Below are 18,275 nucleotides of genomic sequence, written 5' to 3'. Positions count from 1 at the left end.
CCTTTTATCCTCCCAGACCCGCTGTGGTTAGGGCATCCCCCCCGCCCCCTTCCCCCCCCCCCCCTCTTCCTGCCCCCCCCCCACTCCCTTTCCCCCCACAACGGCACGTGGCGACGCGCCACCCTCCGGGGTCAGCGGGCCGTCCGCGTGTGCACGTACTCCACCAGGCGGGTCAGCGCGTCCGGGTCGGTCGTCGGCAGCACCCCGTGACCGAGGTTGAACACGTGGCCCTCCAGGCCCGCGGCGGCGGCCAGGACCTCGTCCGTCTTGGCCTCCACGGCCTCCCGCGACGAGAACAGCACGGCCGGGTCGAGGTTGCCCTGGAGCGCCTTGCCGGGGCCGACCCGGCGGGCCGCCTCGTCGAGCGGGACGCGCCAGTCGACGCCCACGACGTCGGCACCGGCCTCGCCCATGAGGCCGAGCAGCTCGCCCGTCCCCACGCCGAAGTGGATGCGCGGGACGCCGTAGTGGGCGACCGCGTCGAAGACCTTCGCCGAGGCCGGCATGACCGAGCGGCGGTAGTCGGCGGGGGCGAGGGCGCCGACCCAGGAGTCGAAGAGCTGGACGGCGGAGGCACCGGCCTCGATCTGGACCTTGAGGAAGGCCGAGGTGATCTCGGCGAGGCGGTCGAGCAGATCGGCCCACAGCTGCGGGTCGCCGTACATGAGCGCCTTGGTGTGCTCGTGGTTGCGCGACGGACCGCCCTCGACGAGGTAGCTCGCGAGGGTGAACGGGGCGCCGGCGAAGCCGATCAGCGGGGTGGCGCCGAGCTCGGCGGTGAGCATGCCGATGGCCTCGGTGACGTACGAGACGTCCTCCGGGGTCAGGTCGCGCAGCCGGTCCAGGTCGGCGCGGGTGCGGATCGGCTCGGCGACGACCGGGCCGACGCCGGGCTTGATGTCGAGGTCGACGCCGATGGCCTTGAGCGGGACGACGATGTCGCTGAAGTAGATCGCCGCGTCGACCTTGTGGCGGCGCACCGGCTGCAGGGTGATCTCGGTGACCAGCTCGGGCCGCATGCAGGACTCGAGCATGGGGATGCCCTCGCGGACCTTGAGGTACTCGGGCAGGGACCGCCCGGCCTGCCGCATGAACCAGACCGGCGTGTGCGGCACGGGCTCGCGCCGGCACGCCTTGAGGAATGCGGAGTCGTACGTCTGCGGCTGGTGCTTCGTCTGCTGCCCCTCGGGGCCGTGGTTGGCGCTCACGCCCAGAATCTTCGCATGTGGCGAGAAGCCGCTCGCCCGGCCCGGGTGTCCCTCCCTGCGCACGGGCCCCGTTCCGCCTACTCTTCCCCGCATGGCTGCGGCTCAGGGACATTTTTCCGATCATTCCGACGGCATTCGAGGGACGAGGAAGACGGCGGGCGACAGGGTGGATCCCACGGAGAAGAACCCGGTACCGGCCGCGTTCCGGCGGGCGGTCGAGGGGCTGCGCGCGGCCCGGCTGCGGCCGGAGATCGAGGTGGACCCGACCCGGCCGCCGCAGCGGCTCGCCCCGTACGCGTACGCCCTGGAGGCGGCGGTCGTGGAGGGCGAGCAGGACCTGGCGGACGGGCGGCTCGTGCTGCTGCACGACCCCGCAGGGCACGAGACCTGGAAGGGCACCTTCCGGATGGTGACGCTGGTCCGGGCGGAGCTGGAGCCGGAGATGGCGGCGGACCCGCTGCTGCCGGAGGTCTGCTGGTCCTGGCTGACCGGGGCGTTCGAGGCGCGCGGCCTGACGTACGGGGAGGCGGGCGGCACCGTGACCATGGCGGGGTCGCACTACTTCGGCGGGCTCGCGGAGCGGCGCCCGGCGACGCAGATCGAGATCCGGGCCTCGTGGACGCCGCAGGAGGGTCCGGCCGGGGTGCCGGACGCGGGGGCACACCTGGCGGCGTGGTGCGATCTGCTGTGCCAGGTGGCGGGGCTGCCGCCGGCTCCGGTGGAGCCGGGTGACGGCGGTGCGGGTCCGGGCGCGGGGACGACGTCGGGGGCGGGGATCGTCTCGCTGCCCCAGCGGCGGGGACCGCAGCAGCTGTAGGACGTGTCTGACTGCGTGTCGTACTGCGGCGTTTTTCGGACACTTTCGGGTGCGGAACGCGTGAGGCTCGTACGATGATCGATCACGCGTCCGAATTGCCCCAATTGTTACTCACCAAATCGTGATCTTTCCCTAAAGGCGGGCGGCCCAGCTGCCGAAGGACTCAGTGACCCCTTCAAAGCACGGGTTCGCCCCCGGCTTCTTCCCCGAGCCGGCTCCGTCCCGCACCTTCCCCAGGAGGCCTGGTGTCCGTTCTCCTCGAGCAGCCCGCAAGCCTGGTCGCCTACCGCCCGAACAAGCCGACGGCCATGGTCGTCGTGGCCGACCCGCGCGTCCGCTCCACCGTCACCCGCCACCTGTGGGCGCTCGGCGTGCGCGACGTCATCGAGGCGTCGTCCATCGCGGAGGCCCGTCCCCGCGTCGGCAACCCGCGCGACATCTGCGTGGCCGACGTCCACCTCCCCGACGGCAGCGGCCTGACCCTGCTGTCCGAGACCCGCGCCGCGGGCTGGCCCAACGGCCTCGCCCTCTCCGCCGCCGACGACATCGGCGCCGTGCGCAACGCCCTCGCCGGCGGCGTCAAGGGCTACGTCGTCACCGGAACCCGCACCAACATCGGCCACCCCACCCGGCCCGGCGCCGCCCCCATCGGCTCCGCCGCCGCCCGCCTCGGCCACCGCCGCCCCCCGGGTGCCCCGAGCCACCCGGGCGGCTACCGCGAGCTCTCCGGCCGCGAGGTCGAGGTGCTCCGCCTGGTCGCCGAGGGCCAGTCCAACAAGGCCATCGGCGTCTCCATGGGCCTCTCGGCCCTCACCGTGAAGAGCCACCTGGCCCGCATCGCCCGCAAGCTGGGCACCGGCGACCGCGCCGGCATGGTCGCGGTGGCCCTGCGCACGGGGATCATCCACTGAGACCTGACACAGACGAGCACCTGTCGGCTAAACGTTCCGCCGACAGGTGCTTCGCCTTTTCCAGGTTCTGATGCGAATGCCTCGACGCTCGGTCGACCGCCGGCGCCGGCAGAGAAATCAAACGAAAATCCGAGAAGCTACCCGATCCGGTGATCACGGAGTCAAGACCACACGAACATACGACTGCCGCACTACGGTCCGGTGTCGTGAAGCTGGTGGTGCAGGTGAAGCTGCTGCCGATGCCCGAGCAGGCGTTGGCTCTTGAGGCGACCCTGCGTGCTTGCAACCAGGCCGCCACACACGCTTCCGGTGTCGCCTTCGCCAGGAGCCTGAAGGATCGCAATGGTCTGCAGAAAGCGGTGTACGGGGATCTGAAGGCGTCGTTCGGGTTGTCGGCTCAGCCGGCGGTCCGTGTGGTGAAGAAGGTTGTCGACGCCTACGCGGCGCTGAAGGCAAATCTGCGGGCCCCGAACCTGGGCCCGCCCACTTCGAAGCGGCACCGCTCGGCTGTCGGCTCGCCGGTCGTTTTCCGGCCGGAGGCGGCGCAGCCGTTCGACGACCGTTGCCTGTCGTGGCAGTACGACGCGCGGACAGTCTCGATCTGGACGGTGGGTGGGCGCATGAAGGGGGTTCGCTTCGCCTGCGCGCCGAGGTCCAGGCCAGGCGCACCCGCTCGGCCACCCGTCGCCTCACCCGGTGGGCGAGGAAGGAACACCGTCATGCCACGCAGGTGAACCACAGCATCAGCAAGGAGATCGTGTCTGTCGCGCAACGCACCGGTCGCGGGATCGCCATCGAGGAGCTCGATGGCATCCGGGACCGGGTACGGCTTCGCCGCGACCAGCGGGGCACCCTCTCCTCCTGGCCGTTCCACCAGCTCGGGCAACACCTCGCCTACAAGGCCCGCAGAGCCGCGGTGCCCTTCCTCGTGGTGGATCCGGCCTTCACCTCGCAGCGCTGTCCGCGCTGCGGTCACACCGGCCGGGCCAACCGGCCCACCCGGGAGCAGTTCCGTTGTCGTCGGTGCGGGCTCGCTGGCCCTGCCGACGTCGTCGCCGGGGTCAACGTGCGCAACCGCGCACGCTCGGCGTGGGCATTCGCCACCATGCCCGTCCCGTCGCCGGCCAAAGCCGGTGACGAGAGATGCGACCCGTGACCGTCCCGTCGTAGGGGGTAGTCGGGAGCGCAACGAGGCGCGAACGACCGAGCCCACGAGCTCGGCCGGTCGCGGCCACGAAGGTGACAGATACCCTTGACTGCTCCGCCATAGGCAGGATTCACCGACGTCACGGCCGAGGTCATCCTCCCCCAGCTGGGAAGCGCACCGGCACACTCCTCGTCCGGGGGTAAGAGGTTGCGGGCGAACAGCTGACGGGGAGCCTTCAGGCAGTTCCCGGGGCACATGACCACGGAAGTTCCGGGATTCGTCGAGAAGTAACCAGAAGCATTCGCAGGTCAGGTGCCTCCCGGCCTCTGGAGTGCAGGTCGGCTGCTTGCGCGGGCGGATACCCTTGACAGGTGACCGACGCCCAAGACACCGCGAGTGACACCGCACTGCGAACCACCGGGGGCGCCCCCTCGGACGACGACGTCCCTGCGCATGGGCTGCCGATCCCGCTGCTCGAACCCCGTGAGGGCATTCCGCCCGTCGTCGAGACCGAGGACGCCCTCGCCGAGGTGATCGCCGCCTTCGCCGCCGGCCGCGGCCCCGTCGCCGTGGACGCCGAGCGCGCCTCCGGCTACCGGTACGGGCAGCGCGCCTATCTCGTCCAGCTCCGCCGTGAGGGCGCGGGCACCGCGCTGATCGACCCGGTGGGCTGTCCCGATCTTTCCGGGCTCGGCGAGGCGCTGGCCGGGACCGAGTGGATCCTGCACGCCGCGACCCAGGACCTGCCGTGCCTGCGCGACATAGGCATGGTGCCGACGCGGCTGTTCGACACCGAGCTGGCCGGGCGGCTGGCCGGGTTCCCGCGGGTCGGTCTCGGCGCGATGGTCGAGTCGGTCCTCGGCTACGCCCTGGAGAAGGGGCACTCCGCGGTCGACTGGTCCACCCGCCCGCTGCCCGAGCCCTGGCTGCGGTACGCGGCGCTGGACGTGGAGCTCCTCGTCGACCTGCGCGACGAGCTGGAGAAGGAGCTCGACCGGCAGGGCAAGCTGGAGTGGGCGCTCCAGGAGTTCGACGCCATCGCCTCCGCGCCGCCCGCCCCGCCGCGCAAGGATCCCTGGCGCCGTACGTCGGGCATGCACAAGGTCCGGCGGCGCCGCCAGATGGCGGTGGTCCGGGAGCTGTGGACGGCCCGTGACCGGGTCGCCCAACGGCGCGACGTCTCGCCCGGCAAGGTGCTGAGCGACGCGGCGATCGTGGAGGCGGCGCTCGCGCTGCCGCCGAACGCGGGTGCCCTGTCCGCCCTGCCCGGTTTCGGGCAGCGGATGGGCCGGCGCCAGCTGGAGCAGTGGCAGGCGGCCGTGGACCGGGCGAAGGCCCTGCCGGACGCCGAGCTGCCCCAGCCCGGCCAGCCGGTGGCGGGCCCGCCGCCGCCGCGCGCGTGGGCGGACAAGGACCCGGCAGCCGCGGCCCGGCTCGCGGCGGCGCGCACCGCGGTGTCGGCGCTCGCGGAGGAGCTGAACCTGCCGCAGGAGAACCTCATCACGCCGGACACGGTGCGCCGGGTGTGCTGGGAGCCGCCCTCCCCCGCCACCCAGGACACCGTCGCCGAGGCCCTGGCGGGCTACGGCGCCCGGCCGTGGCAGGTCGCGCTGGTGACGCCGCTGCTCGCGGCGGCGCTGGCGGCCCACGCCTGAGCGCCCGCCGTACGCGTGGCGGAGCCCCCGGTGCCGGCGCACCGGGGCCTCCGCCGTTCTGTCGCCGTGTCGCCGTGTCGCCGTGTCGTTCTACGGGGCCGGGCTGAGGTCGCCGTTGGTGTTCATCTCGAAGACGCCCTGGGTCTTGCCGTCGACCTTGAGGTGCTTGAGCCAGTGCTTCGAGAGGTTGTGCACGTTCTGGTGCTGCTCCTCCCAGATCAGCGTGTGCCCGGCGCAGTCGACCTTGACCATGAGCTTGTGGGGGCCGGTGACGGCGTTGTAGAGGGCGGGGACCGAGAAGTTGAGTTCCGGGTTGGAGCTGGGCGGTGAGGTGTTGACCGTGGCGTCGTGCTCGCCGTACACGATCAGCAGGGGCACCGCTCCGCCGAGGACTCCGCCCTGCGCCGCCGTCGTCTTGTTCCAGCCCCAGCGGACGAAGTTCCGGATCCGGTTGAGGCCCTCCGGCGGCCCCCAGGTGCTGCCCACGGGGTCGTTCGCCATCACCGCGGCCCAGGCCTTCTCGACGATGCCGGGTTCGCGCTGGCCGTCGCAGCCCAGTTCGTTGTTCCACGCCGACTCGAGGCCCCATCGCGTGCCGAGGAACATCGGGAAGCCCGGCTGCGGAAGCTGGCTGGGCGGGTTCGAGGTGCCGTCGGGCGGGAAGGTCGGCGCCAGCAGGAACAGGCTCTCCACCTTGCCGGGGTTGTTCACCGCGTACGGCCCCATGGTGACCGCCCCGGCGGAGTAGCCGATGAACGCGATCTTGTCGACCTGCCGCTCCTTGCGGATGTACTCCACGACGGTGTTCAGCTCGTCCCGGTCGCTGTACGAGTTGTTCAGCTGGAACGCGTAGTTCACCGGGCCGGGGACGAAGCCCGGTGGTCGTGGCTTGAGGAGGTTCTGGTTGGCGGGGTTGGCGTTGCGCGGGTCGTCCATCTTGGGACGCGGTGACCGTCCGGAACCCTGGAGGTCCATCATGAAGACGTCGTAGCCGGCCTTGGCCAGGTGCTCCCCCCAGCTGTAGGAGCCGTGCTGGAGGTCGAAGGCCGCGAGCGCCGGGATGCTCCGGCCGTGCAGCATGAGAACGGCCTTGCGCTCCGGGAGGTGTCCCAGGGGCGTGCCGTCCCGTTCCCGCACGAAGAGCTTGACCATCTCGTCCTTGTTCGCGGGGATGGTGGACTTGTGGGGGACCTCGTGGTCCTTCGTGATCACCGCTGCCATGGGAATCCTTCCGTGTGTCGGGTCCTGGGCCTGGTTCCGGGCGGTGCCGGGCCTCGGCTCGATGCGTACCCGTCGCCGGCGGCGCGGCCCCGTTCCTGGGCCCATCGGGTGGGGGAAACCTCCGATCGGACGGGCGCACGGAGGGCGCACGCGGAGGCTCCGGCCCGATGTGAGGGGTGTGACGTTCGCCGCTTGGGGCGGGGGGACTGGGCAGCTTGGTTACCCGCAAGTAGCATGGGGGTAGCAAGCGCGCGCTTAGCCGCGTGCCGGGCCGCGCGCCCAGCAGCAGCAGTGCCATCCCGCACCCTGGAGGAGAGCCATCGTGCCTCGTACCGTCAGGGACGTCGTCTTCGTCGACGGCGTCCGTACCCCGTTCGGCAAGGCGGGCCCGAAGGGCATCTACCACGAGACCCGCGCCGACGACCTCGTCGTGAAGGCCATCCGGGAGCTGCTGCGCCGCAACCCCGGCCTCGACCCGAAGAAGATCGACGAGGTCGCCATCGCCGCGACCACGCAGATCGGTGACCAGGGTCTGACCCTCGGCCGCACGGCCGGCATCCTCGCCGGTCTGCCGCAGTCCGTGCCGGGCTACTCCATCGACCGCATGTGCGCGGGCGCGATGACCGCCGTCACCTCGGTCGCCGGCTCCATCGCCTTCGGCGCGTACGACGCCGTCATCGCCGGTGGTGTCGAGCACATGGGCCGTCACCCCATGGGCGAGGGCGTGGACCCGAACCCGCGGTTCGTCAGCGAGAAGCTGGTCGACGAGTCCGCCCTGTTCATGGGCATGACCGCCGAGAACCTGCACGACCGCTACCCGACCATCACCAAGCAGCGCGCCGACGAGTACGCCGTGCGCTCGCAGGAGAAGGCCGCCAAGGCGTACGCCGACGGCAAGATCCAGCAGGACCTGGTGCCGATCTCGGTGCGCCGCACCTCTCCCGAGGGCGGCGAGACCGGCTGGGGCCTCGTCACCGCCGACGAGCCGATGCGCCCGGGCACCACGCTGGAGTCGCTGGCCAACCTGAAGACGCCGTTCCGCGTCCACGGCAACGTCACCGCGGGCAACGCGGCCGGCCTCAACGACGGCGCCACCGCCTCGATCATCGCCTCCGAGGACTTCGCCCGCGAGAACAACCTCCCGGTGAAGATGCGCCTGGTCTCCTACGCCTTCGCCGGCGTCGAGCCCGAGGTCATGGGCTACGGCCCGATCCCGGCCACCGAGAAGGCCCTCGCCAAGGCCGGTCTCACGATCGACGACATCCAGCTGTTCGAGATCAACGAGGCCTTCGCCGTCCAGGTGCTCGCCTTCCTGGAGCACTACGGCATCGCCGACGACGACGCCCGCGTCAACCAGTACGGCGGCGCCATCGCGTACGGCCACCCGCTCGCCTCCTCCGGCGTCCGTCTGATGACGCAGCTGGCCCGCCAGTTCGAGGAGCAGCCGGAGGTCCGCTACGGCCTCACCACCATGTGCGTCGGCTTCGGCATGGGCGCCACGGTCATCTGGGAGAACCCGAACCACAAGGACGCCGGAGGCAGCAAGTGAGCACCACCGCAGAGCTTCTGAAGGGCGCCGCCGAGCTCTTCCCGGACGAGGTCGTCACCTCGGCCCACGTACGTCACTTCGAACTCCCCGCGGGTGCGGGCCGGTTCGCGCTGGTCACGCTGGACAACGGCTTCGACCACACCAAGCCGACCACCTTCGGCCCGCAGTCGCTCGCCAACCTGAACACGGCGATCGACCAGGTCGAGGCCGAGGCCGCGAACGGTGAGATCGTCGGCGTCGGCATCACCGGCAAGCCGTTCATCTTCGCCGTCGGCGCGGACCTCAAGGGCGTCGAGCTGCTCAAGCAGCACTCCGACGCGCTCGCCATCGGCAAGGGCGGCCACGACGTCTTCAAGCGTCTGTCCGCGCTCGCCGTGCCGACCTTCGCGTACTACAACGGCGCTGCCATGGGCGGCGGCGTCGAGGTCGGTCTGCACTGCACCTACCGCACCGTCTCGAAGGCCCTGCCGGCCTTCTCGCTGCCCGAGGTCTTCCTCGGCCTGGTGCCCGGCTGGGGCGGCTGCACGATCCTGCCGAACCTGATCGGCGCGGAGAAGGCCGTCTCGGTCATCATCGAGAACAGCCTCAACCAGAACCGCCAGCTCAAGGGCAAGCAGGTCTTCGAGCTCGGCATCGCCGACGCGATCTTCGAGGGCGCCGACTTCCTGGAGCAGTCGCTCGTCTGGACCGCCGGTGTCCTGAACGGCTCCGTCACGGTCGAGCGTCCCGAGGTCGACCGCGGCGAGGCCTGGGACCAGGCCGTCGCCAAGGGCCGTGCCATCGCCGACTCCAAGGTGCACGGCGCCGCCCCGGCCGCCTACCGCGCCCTCGACATCGTCGAGGCCGCCAAGGACGGCGACCTGCAGAAGGGCTTCGACGCCGAGGACCAGGCCCTCGCGGACCTGATCATGGGCGGCGAGCTGCGCTCCGGCATCTACGCCTTCAACCTGGTGCAGAAGCGCGGCAAGCGCCCGGCCGGCGCGCCGGACAAGAACCTGGCCCGCCCGGTCACCAAGGTCGGTGTCGTCGGCGCCGGTCTGATGGCCTCCCAGCTGGCCCTGCTCTTCCTGCGCCGCCTCGAGGTGCCGGTCGTCCTGACCGACATCGACCAGGAGCGCGTCGACAAGGGCGTGGGCTACGTCCACGGCGAGATCGACAAGCTGCTCGGCAAGGGCCGCATCAACCAGGACAAGGCCAACCGCCTCAAGGGCATGGTCTCCGGTGTCCTGGACAAGGCGGCGGGCTTCGCGGACGCGGACTTCATCATCGAGGCCGTGTTCGAGGAGATGTCCGTCAAGCAGAAGGTGTTCGCCGAGGTCGAGGCGGTCGCTCCGGCGCACGCGATCCTCGCCACCAACACCTCCTCGCTGTCCGTCTCGGAGATGGCCTCCAAGCTCCGGCACCCGGAGCGCGTGGTCGGCTTCCACTTCTTCAACCCGGTCGCGATCCTCCCGCTCCTGGAGATCGTCCGCGGCGAGAAGACCGACGACGCCTCGCTGGCCACGGCCTTCGCCGTCGCCAAGAAGCTGAAGAAGACGGGTGTGCTGACGAAGGACGCTCCGGCGTTCGTCGTGAACCGCATCCTGACCCGCTTCATGGGCGAGATCCAGAACATCATCGACGAGGGCACCCCGGTGGCCGTGGCGGAGAAGGCGGTCGAGCCGCTGGGTCTGCCGATGTCCCCGCTGGTCCTCCTGGAGCTCGTGGGCCCGGCGATCGGTCTGCACGTCTCCGAGACCCTGAACCGCGCCTTCCCGGAGCGCTTCACGGTCTCCCCCAACCTGAAGGCGGTCGTCGAGGCCGGCAAGCGCGGCTTCTACGTCTACAACGCGGAGAACGGCTTCAAGCCGGAGCTCGACCCCGAGGTCGCCGCGCTCCTGAAGCAGGGCGACGTCGTCCTGACCGAGGAGCAGGCCCGTGACCGCGTCCTCGACGCGGTGGCGCAGGAGATCGGCCTGATGCTGGAGGAGGGTGTCGTCGCCGAGGCACAGGACATCGACCTCTGCCTGATCACCGGTGCCGGCTGGCCCTTCCACCTGGGCGGCATCACGCCGTACCTGGACCGTGAGGGCGTCTCCGAGCGCGTCAACGGCAAGCGGTTCCTGGCGCAGGGCGTGGCGAGCGTCCCGGCGTAACGCCAGCGCGTGACCCGTACGTGTGACGGCCCGGCACCACGAGATGGTGCCGGGCCGTCATGCTGTCCCCATGGACCTGCTGCCCCTGCTGATCGTCGACGGTGCCAACGTGGTCGGGTCGGTGCCCGACGGATGGTGGAAGGACCGGCGCGGGGCCGCGGAGCGGCTGCGGGACCGGCTCGCCGAGCGGGGCGGGCCGGAGGGCGGGCCGTTCGCCGGGCCGTACGAGATCGTGCTCGTCGTCGAGGGCCGGGCCCGGGGCGTGGAGTCCGTGCCGGGAGTACGGGTGGAGGACGCGCCCGGGAGCGGCGACGACCTGATCGCCCGGCTGGCCCGGGACGCGGCCGGCCGGCCGTGCCTGGTGGTCACGGCCGACCGGGAGCTGCGGCGGAGGGTCGAGGAGGCGGGCGCGGAGTGCGTCGGCCCGCGGAGCCTCCCCTGAGTCCGGGACGTCAGTACTTCGCTTCCTGGCCCAGCCGGCCGAGGCGGCTGTGGCTCCTTCCGTACAGGAAGTAGACGACGATGCCGATGACCATCCACACCGCGAAGCGGAACCAGGTCTCGCCGGGCAGGTTGAGCATCAGCCAGAGCGAGGCGGCGATGGAGAGGACCGGCAGCACCGGCACCCACGGGGTGCGGAAGGCGCGGTGCAGGTCGGGGCGGGTGCGGCGCAGGACGATCACGCCGGCGGCGACCATGACGAAGGCGAACAGGGTGCCGATGTTCACCAGCGTCGCGAGCTCGTCGATGCTGGTGAAGCCGGAGACGATCGCGATGATCACGCCGAGCAGGATGGTCGGCCGGTACGGGGTCTTGAAGCGCGGGTGCGTGACGGAGAAGAAGCGCGGCAGCAGTCCGTCGCGGCTCATCGCGAAGAAGACCCGGGTCTGGCCGAGCAGCAGGATCAGACAGACCGTGGTGAGGCCGACGGCGGCGCCGAAGCTGATGACGCCCGCGTAGAACGGGTGTCCGACGGCCTTGAAGGCGTCGGCGAGCGGGGCGCTGACGGACAGTTCGGTGTAGTGCTGCATGCCGGTGACGACGAGCGCGACGGCCACGTAGAGCACGGTGCAGATGAAGAGCGAGCCGAGGATGCCGCGGGGCATGTCGCGCTGCGGGAGCTTGGTCTCCTCGGCCGCGGTGGCGACGACGTCGAAGCCGATGAAGGCGAAGAAGACGACCGAGGCGGCGGTGAAGATGCCCATCACGCCGAAGTTCGTGGGCTCGTAGCCGAAGATGAGCTGCACCATCGGCGAGTCCCAGTTGCTGCCGCCGCCCTCGGGGGTGACGGCCGGCGGGATGAAGGGCTTGTAGTTGTCGCCGACGATGAAGAACAGGCCCGCGATGATGACGATCATGACGACGGTCACCTTGATGGCGACGACGATCGCGGTGATCCGGGCGGACAGCTTCATGCCGACGACGAGGATCGCGGTCAGCACGAGGACCAGCAGGAACGCGAGGATGTCGAAGGTGCCGCCGGGCACGTCGGGGCCTTCCAGGGCGGCCGGCAGGTGCCAGTCGACGTTGTCCATCAGGGAGCGGACGTAACCGGACCAGCCGACGGCGACGACGGCGGTGCCGAGCGCGAACTCCAGGACGAGGTCCCAGCCGATGATCCAGGCCGGCAGCTCGCCGATGGAGGCGTACGCGAAGGTGTACGCCGAACCGGCGACCGGCACGGTGGAGGCGAACTCCGCGTAGCACAGGGCCGCCAGGGCGCAGACGATGCCCGCGGCCACGAACGCGAGGGCGGTGGCCGGGCCCGCGTTCTCCTTGGCGACCTTTCCGGTGAGCACGAAGATGCCGGTGCCGATGATGACACCGACACCGAACACCGTCAGATCCCAGGCGGAGAGGGATTTCTTGAGCGCGTGCTCGGGCTCCTCGGTGTCACGGATCGACTGCTCGACCGTCTTCGTTCGGAACATCCCGGAATTCGCGCGTGGCTGCTGGTCCGTACTCACCGTCGCACCTCCTGGCAGTGGGGCTGCCCGCCCTCAGGCCAGAATGCACGCGGAAGGGCCGGTCGGCACCCGCAAGGGTGGTCCGACCGGCCCAAAGCTGACGCTGGGTGACCGAAGGTCAGTCGCGCGCGGGCTCCACGGAGCCGAGAGCCCGGGGGAGGCCGTCCAGTCGCGAGACCAGGCCGGTGACCTGACGGGCGATGTCCGGGGCGGTCAGCCCGATCTCGGCCAGGACCTCGCCGCGGGAGGCGTGGTCGAGGAAGCGCGGCGGGATGCCGAAGTCGCGCAGCGGCACGTCCACGCCCGCGTCGCGCAGCGCCTGGGCGACGGCGGAGCCGACGCCGCCGACGCGGCTGTTGTCCTCGACGGTGACGACCACCCGGTGCTGCTCGGCGAGCGGGGCCATCGCCTCGTCGACCGGCTTGACCCAGCGCGGGTCGACCACGGTGGTGGAGATGCCCTGCTTGTCGAGGAGGTCGGCGACCTCCAGGCACATGGGCGCGAGGGCGCCCACCGAGACGAGCAGGACGTCGGGCCTGTCGCTGCCGGCCTCGCGCAGCACGTCCATGCCGCCGACCCGGCGCAGGGCCGGGACGGCCGGGCCGACCGCGCCCTTGGAGAAGCGGACCACGGTGGGCGCGTCGGTGACCTCGACGGCCTCGCGCAGCTGGGCGCGGACCTGGTCGGCGTCGCGCGGCGCGGCGAGCCGGAGGCCCGGCACGACCTGGAGGATCGACATGTCCCACATGCCGTTGTGGGAGGCGCCGTCGGTGCCGGTGACACCGGCGCGGTCGAGCACGAAGGTGACGCCGCACTTGTGCAGGGCCACGTCCATCAGGACCTGGTCGAAGGCGCGGTTGAGGAAGGTCGCGTAGACCGCGAAGACCGGGTGGAGGCCGCCGGTGGCGAGGCCGGCCGCGGAGACCGCGGCGTGCTGCTCGGCGATGCCCACGTCGAACACGCGGTCGGGGAAGGCCTTGGCGAACTTGTCGAGGCCGACGGGCTGGAGCATGGCGGCGGTGATGCCGACGATGTCCTCGCGCTCCTTGCCGAGCGCGACCATCTCGTCGGCGAAGACGCCGGTCCAGTCGGCGCCGGAGGAGGCGATCGGCAGACCGGTGTCGGGATGGATCTTGCCGACGGCGTGGAAGCGGTCGGCCTCGTCCTGGAGGGCCGGCTGGTAGCCGCGGCCCTTCTCGGTGAGGCAGTGCACGATGACCGGGCCGCCGAAGCGCTTGGCGCGGGTGAGGGCGGACTCCAGGGCCTCGATGTCGTGGCCGTCGATGGGGCCGACGTACTTCAGGCCGAGGTCCTCGAACATGCCCTGCGGGGCGATGAAGTCCTTCAGGCCCTTCTTGGCGCCGTGCAGCGTCTCGTAGAGCGGCTTCCCGACGACCGGGGTGCGCTCCAGGATGTCCTTGCCGCGGGCCAGGAAGCGCTCGTAGCCGTCGGTGGTGCGCAGGGTCGCCAGGTGGTTGGCGAGGCCGCCGATGGTGGGCGCGTAGGAGCGCTCGTTGTCGTTGACGACGATGACGAGCGGGCGGTCCTTGGCGTCGGCGATGTTGTTCAGCGCCTCCCAGGCCATGCCGCCGGTGAGCGCGCCGTCACCGATGACGGCGACGACGTGGTCGTCCTTCTTCAGGATCTGGTTGGCCTTGGCGAGGCCGTCGGCCCAGCCGAGGACCGTCGAGGCGTGCGAGTTCTCGATGACGTCGTGCTCGGACTCCGCCTGCGAGGGGTAGCCGGACAGGCCGCCCTTCATCTTCAGCTTGGAGAAGTCCTGGCGGCCGGTGAGCAGCTTGTGCACGTAGCTCTGGTGGCCGGTGTCCCACAGGACCTTGTCCTTGGGCGAGTCGAAGACGCGGTGCAGGGCGATGGTCAGCTCGACCACGCCGAGGTTGGGACCGAGGTGCCCGCCGGTCTTGGAGACGGCGTCCACGAGGAACGACCTGATCTCTTCGGCCAGCAGGTCCAGCTGTTCCGAGGAGAGCCGGTCCAGATCTCGCGGTCCCCTGATACGGGTCAGCAACGCCACCCGTGCCTCCTTGCGTTTGAACTGGTCGAGCTTGCCGATTTGTCGAGTCTAATGTTCCGTCTTGGATCGTGGGCATCGGGCCCGGAGTGGCGCACCACCCTGATGGCCGACACACCACTGATCCGTCTGCCCCGTCCACTGGTCCGGACGCAGCAGCGCCCGGCGACGGTTTCCCGGCGCCGGGCGGACTGGCTGTGGTGTGGGTTACGCGCGGCCCGCGGTCTTCTGCGTGCGGCGGGACACCGAGTCGATCACGACGGCGGCGAGCAGCACCGCGCCGGTGATCATGTTCTGGATGGCGTTGGACATGCCGATCATGTTCAGGCCCTGCTGGATCGACTGGATCACGATCATTCCCAGGAGTGCCGACCAGACCTTGCCGCGGCCGCCGAAGAGGCTGGTGCCGCCGATCACGGCCGCGGCGATGACCAGCATCAGCGTGTTGCCGCCGCCGAGGCTCTTGGTCGCGCCGCCGGAGAGGCTCGCGATGAACAGGCCGCCGAAGGCGGCGAGGGTGCCGGAGATCGCGAAGACGGCGATCCGGACCCGGTCCACGTTGATGCCGGCGCGGCGGGCCGCCTCGGCGTTGCCGCCGACCGCGAAGACCTTGCGGCCGAAGAGGGTGCGGCGGGCGACGAAGTCGGCGAGCACCAGGACGGCCAGGAAGAGCACCAGGGCGAGCGGCAGGCCGCGGGCGCCGGCGGGCTCGTTCATGACGTACGCGACGACGAGGACGAGGACCGCGACGACGGCGGTGCGCAGCACGATCTCGCTGACCGGGCGGGCCGGCAGGAGGGCGGCCTTGCGGCGGCTGCTGTCGCGCAGCAGCGAGAACAGGTACGCGGCGATGGCGACCAGGGCGAGGCCGTAGGCGGCGATCTTGTCGGCGAAGAAGTAGTTGGTGAGGTTCTCCACCACGCTGCCGGACGGCGTGTTGATGGAGCCCTCGCCGCCCATGAGCCACTCCTGGAGACCCATCCAGCCGAGGAAGCCGGCCAGGGTGACCACGAAGGCGGGGACGCCGATCTTCGCGAAGAAGAAGCCGTGCAGCGCGCCGATGACGGTGCCGGTGAGCACCGCGAACAGGATGGCCAGCCACTCGTTCATGCCGTTGCTGACCTGGAGGCCGGCCCACACGGCGGCGCCGACGCCGGCGACCGAGCCCATGGAGAGGTCGATCTCGCCGAGGACGAGCACGAAGACGATGCCGACGGCCATGATGCCGAGGCCGGAGGCATACACGGCGACGTTGGCGACCGAGCTCGCGGACAGGAAGTTGCTGTTCTGGAGCTGGAAGACGACGGCGATGACGATCAGGCCGAGGATCACGGGGAGCGAGCCGAGCTCGCCGCCGCGGATCTTGCGGGTGAACTCGGTCCAGTAGCCCTTGATGCCCTCCTCGCGGACGAGGAGGCGGGGGTCGACGGCCGGGACCGGGGCGGCCGACTCCTCGACGGTGGTGTCCGGGGTCTCCGGGGCGGGGTTCTTCGTGAGGTCGCTCACTTGGCGTCCTCCTTCGAGGCGGTACGGGCCTGCCGGCGGGTCACGGCGTTGTCCGTGGCACCGGTGATGGCGGCGATGATCGTCTCGTGGGTGGTGTCCTTGACGTCGAAGACACCGTTGTTGCGGCCGAGGCGGAGGACGGCGACCTTGTCCGCGACGGCGCGGACGTCGGCCATGTTGTGGCTGATGAGGATGACGCCGTGGCCGCGCTCGCGCAGCCGCTCCACGAGGTCGAGCACCTGTGCGGTCTGCTCGACGCCGAGGGCGGCGGTGGGCTCGTCCAGGATGACGATCTTGGGGTCGCCGATCAGGGCGCGGGCGATGGCCACGACCTGGCGCTGGCCGCCGGAGAGGGCGGCGACGGGTATGCGGACCGACGGGATGCGGATGGAGAGGGTGTCCAGGAGCTCCCGGGCGCGCTTCTCCATGGCGATCTCGTCGAGGACCCGGGCGGAGCTGAGCTCGCTGCCGAGGAAGAGGTTGGCGACCACGTCGAGGTTGTCGCAGAGCGCCAGGTCCTGGTAGACGGTCGCGACCCCGAGGTTCTGGGAGTCGTGGGGCTTGGTGATCTGGACCGGACGGCCGTCCCACTCGATGGTGCCCTCGTCGATCGGGTGGACGCCCGAGATCGTCTTGACGAGGGTCGACTTGCCGGCGCCGTTGTCGCCCACCAGGGCGACGACCTCTCCGGCATGGATCTCCAGATCGACGTCGGTGAGCACCTGGACGGCGCCGAACCGCTTGGAGACCCCGCGCAACGCCAGCACGGGCGTAGCGGACACGTGAATCATCTCCTTCGCCGCCTGACCGGCGGGGATGTGGTGCGGGGGTTCCTCCCTCGCAGGGGAGGGAGAGGGAGAAGGGGGGTACGAGGGGAGTCCGGCGCCCCGCCCCCGCTTGCGGGGCGTGAGTCGGGGCGGGGTGCGCCGGACCGGTTCCGTGGGGCGGAGGGTTACTTGATGCCCGCCGCGTCGCAGGCCGCCTTGTACTCGGCGGTGCAGATGTCGGCCGCCTTGTAGACGTTGTCGGCGATGATCGTGGAGGCGATGTTCTCCTTGGTCACGATCTGCGCGTCGTAGAGCTTGGCCGGGATGTCCTTGAACTCGCCGGTGAGGCTGGTGACCTTGACCGGGGTGAGGCCGTCGATCTTCTCGCCCTTGAGGAGCTTGACCGCGATCTCGGCGGTGGTCTCGGCCTCGGGCTTGATCTGCTTGTAGATCGTGAAGGACTGGTCGCCCTTCAGGATGCGCTGCAGACCCGCGAGTTCGGCGTCCTGGCCGCCGACCGGGACCTTGACGCCCTGCTTGTTGAGGGCGGTGATGATGCCGCCGGCCATGCCGTCGTTGGCGGAGTAGACGCCCTGGAAGCCGTCCTTGCCCAGGGAGTCGATGGCGGCACCCATCTTCTTGTTGGCCTCGTCCGGGGACCAGTCCGGGATGTCCTGCTCGTAGACGACCTTCTTCACGGCGCCGTCGATGACGCTGTGGGCGCCCTTCTTGAACAGCGGGGCGTTCGGGTCGGTCGGCGAGCCGTTGATCATGACAACGTTGGCGTCCTTCGCCTTGTCGCCGAGCGCCTTCACCAGGGCCTCGCCCTGCAGGCGGCCGATCTTCTCGTTGTCGTACGAGACGTAGGCGGAGATCGGGCCCTCGGCCAGGCGGTCGTACGCGACGACCTTGACGCCCTTCTTCTCGGCCTGCTGCACCCAGGACTTGGTGGCCTTGTAGTCGACCGAGTCCAGGATGATGACCTTCACGCCCTGGGTGACGAGGGCGTCGAACTGCTTCTTCTGCGTCTCGGTGTCCTGCGCGGCGTTGTTGTACTTGACCTCGCAGTCGGAGCAGAGGGCCTTGATCTTCGCCTCGATGATCGGGCGGTCGAAGGTCTCGTAGCGCGTGGTCTTGTTCTCGGGCAGCAGCAGACCGATGGTCTTGCCGTCGCCGCCGCTCGCACCGTCCGAGCCGTTGTCGCCGGCCTTGCCACAGGCGGCGAGGGAGAGGGCCATGGAAACCGCGGCCGTGCCTATGACGACGCGACGCGTCACTGCGTTCATGTGGGGTTGCCTCCCTGACGAGGCCGCGACGTTGCGGCCGAGGTGGCTGGAAGTCAACTCGGCCGCGGCTTCAA

Annotated in this window: 15 protein-coding genes; 8 read left to right on the top strand and 7 right to left on the bottom strand. The window is 70.4% G+C overall.

The window, feature by feature from the left end; translation table 11 throughout:
- Window positions 1-131: 131 nt before the first annotated feature.
- Window positions 132-1,208 carry a uroporphyrinogen decarboxylase gene (gene hemE, locus ACFWJO_RS04925; protein ID WP_386863410.1) on the bottom strand — a complete coding sequence of 359 codons (1,077 nt, stop codon included), beginning with the start codon at window positions 1,206-1,208 and terminating at the stop codon, window positions 132-134.
- 91 nt (window positions 1,209-1,299) lie between these two features.
- On the opposite strand from hemE, the gene ACFWJO_RS04920 reads away from it, so the two are divergent.
- The 5 genes from ACFWJO_RS04920 (at window position 1,300) to ACFWJO_RS04900 (ending at window position 5,738) form a co-directional block, all read left to right on the top strand.
- Window positions 1,300-2,025 carry a DUF3000 domain-containing protein gene (locus tag ACFWJO_RS04920; protein WP_386863409.1) on the top strand — a complete coding sequence of 242 codons (726 nt, stop codon included), beginning with the start codon at window positions 1,300-1,302 and terminating at the stop codon, window positions 2,023-2,025.
- A 245-nt stretch (window positions 2,026-2,270) separates the two neighbouring features.
- Window positions 2,271-2,936, top strand: coding sequence for a response regulator transcription factor (locus tag ACFWJO_RS04915; protein ID WP_017242457.1), 666 nt, complete (start codon window positions 2,271-2,273; stop codon window positions 2,934-2,936).
- 206 nt (window positions 2,937-3,142) lie between these two features.
- Window positions 3,143-3,670, top strand: a complete 528-nt coding sequence (locus tag ACFWJO_RS04910; RefSeq protein WP_386863408.1) for a hypothetical protein — start codon at window positions 3,143-3,145, stop codon at window positions 3,668-3,670.
- A complete protein-coding gene (locus tag ACFWJO_RS04905; protein ID WP_386863407.1) occupies window positions 3,667-4,092 on the top strand; it encodes a zinc ribbon domain-containing protein in 426 nt (141 codons plus the stop codon). Before ACFWJO_RS04910 ends, ACFWJO_RS04905 begins: the two co-directional genes overlap by 4 nt.
- Before the next feature lie 362 nt (window positions 4,093-4,454).
- Window positions 4,455-5,738: an HRDC domain-containing protein gene (locus ACFWJO_RS04900; protein WP_386863406.1), complete on the top strand. Its 1,284-nt coding sequence runs from the start codon at window positions 4,455-4,457 to the stop codon at window positions 5,736-5,738.
- Between the two features lie 90 nt (window positions 5,739-5,828).
- On the opposite strand, the gene ACFWJO_RS04895 is transcribed toward ACFWJO_RS04900, so the two are convergent.
- A complete protein-coding gene (locus ACFWJO_RS04895) occupies window positions 5,829-6,959 on the bottom strand; it encodes an alpha/beta fold hydrolase (RefSeq protein WP_386863405.1) in 1,131 nt (376 codons plus the stop codon).
- A 322-nt stretch (window positions 6,960-7,281) separates the two neighbouring features.
- On the opposite strand from ACFWJO_RS04895, the gene ACFWJO_RS04890 reads away from it, so the two are divergent.
- From ACFWJO_RS04890 to ACFWJO_RS04880, 3 genes are all read left to right on the top strand, one after another.
- Entirely contained in the window at window positions 7,282-8,508 is a 1,227-nt protein-coding gene (locus ACFWJO_RS04890) for an acetyl-CoA C-acyltransferase (protein ID WP_356068361.1), read from the top strand.
- Window positions 8,505-10,643 carry a 3-hydroxyacyl-CoA dehydrogenase NAD-binding domain-containing protein gene (locus tag ACFWJO_RS04885; RefSeq protein ID WP_386863404.1) on the top strand — a complete coding sequence of 713 codons (2,139 nt, stop codon included), beginning with the start codon at window positions 8,505-8,507 and terminating at the stop codon, window positions 10,641-10,643. Before ACFWJO_RS04890 ends, ACFWJO_RS04885 begins: the two co-directional genes overlap by 4 nt.
- 70 nt (window positions 10,644-10,713) lie before the next feature.
- Window positions 10,714-11,085: an NTP pyrophosphohydrolase gene (locus ACFWJO_RS04880; protein ID WP_386863403.1), complete on the top strand. Its 372-nt coding sequence runs from the start codon at window positions 10,714-10,716 to the stop codon at window positions 11,083-11,085.
- Between the two features lie 10 nt (window positions 11,086-11,095).
- Here ACFWJO_RS04880 and ACFWJO_RS04875 read toward each other — a convergent pair whose 3' ends face one another.
- The 5 genes from ACFWJO_RS04875 to ACFWJO_RS04855 all read right to left on the bottom strand — a co-directional run bounded on the left by ACFWJO_RS04875 (window position 11,096) and on the right by ACFWJO_RS04855 (window position 18,201).
- Entirely contained in the window at window positions 11,096-12,574 is a 1,479-nt protein-coding gene (locus ACFWJO_RS04875; RefSeq protein ID WP_386863402.1) for an amino acid permease, read from the bottom strand.
- 154 nt (window positions 12,575-12,728) lie between these two features.
- Window positions 12,729-14,645, bottom strand: a complete 1,917-nt coding sequence (gene dxs / locus ACFWJO_RS04870) for a 1-deoxy-D-xylulose-5-phosphate synthase (protein ID WP_386863401.1) — start codon at window positions 14,643-14,645, stop codon at window positions 12,729-12,731.
- 204 nt (window positions 14,646-14,849) lie between these two features.
- On the bottom strand, window positions 14,850-16,148 hold the full coding sequence (locus ACFWJO_RS04865) for a sugar ABC transporter permease (RefSeq protein WP_386863400.1): 1,299 nt from the start codon (window positions 16,146-16,148) through the stop codon (window positions 14,850-14,852).
- Complete coding sequence (locus ACFWJO_RS04860) at window positions 16,145-16,939, bottom strand: ATP-binding cassette domain-containing protein (RefSeq protein WP_128981030.1); 795 nt, start codon at window positions 16,937-16,939, stop codon at window positions 16,145-16,147. Before ACFWJO_RS04860 ends, ACFWJO_RS04865 begins: the two co-directional genes overlap by 4 nt.
- A gap of 161 nt (window positions 16,940-17,100) precedes the next feature.
- Window positions 17,101-18,201, bottom strand: a complete 1,101-nt coding sequence (locus ACFWJO_RS04855; RefSeq protein WP_384422711.1) for a substrate-binding domain-containing protein — start codon at window positions 18,199-18,201, stop codon at window positions 17,101-17,103.
- Window positions 18,202-18,275: the final 74 nt, after the last annotated feature.

Origin of the sequence: Streptomyces sp. NPDC127092, assembly GCF_042722475.1 — a bacterium.
In the GTDB taxonomy this organism is placed as follows: Bacteria; Actinomycetota; Actinomycetes; order Streptomycetales; family Streptomycetaceae; genus Streptomyces.
Note: the sequence above shows the minus strand (reverse complement) of the source record. Positions and strands in the feature narration are given on the sequence as shown.

Bases quoted from the DNA above. Each gene is read 5' to 3' on its own strand.
- ACFWJO_RS04860 (WP_128981030.1), bottom strand. From the start codon at position 16,939: ATGATTCACGTGTCCGCTACGCCCGTGCTGGCGTTGCGCGGGGTCTCC.
- ACFWJO_RS04920 (WP_386863409.1), top strand. From the start codon at position 1,300: ATGGCTGCGGCTCAGGGACATTTTTCCGATCATTCCGACGGCATTCGA.
- ACFWJO_RS04895 (WP_386863405.1), bottom strand. From the start codon at position 6,959: ATGGCAGCGGTGATCACGAAGGACCACGAGGTCCCCCACAAGTCCACC.
- ACFWJO_RS04875 (WP_386863402.1), bottom strand. From the start codon at position 12,574: ATGTTCCGAACGAAGACGGTCGAGCAGTCGATCCGTGACACCGAGGAG.
- ACFWJO_RS04880 (WP_386863403.1), top strand. From the start codon at position 10,714: ATGGACCTGCTGCCCCTGCTGATCGTCGACGGTGCCAACGTGGTCGGG.
- ACFWJO_RS04855 (WP_384422711.1), bottom strand. From the start codon at position 18,201: ATGAACGCAGTGACGCGTCGCGTCGTCATAGGCACGGCCGCGGTTTCC.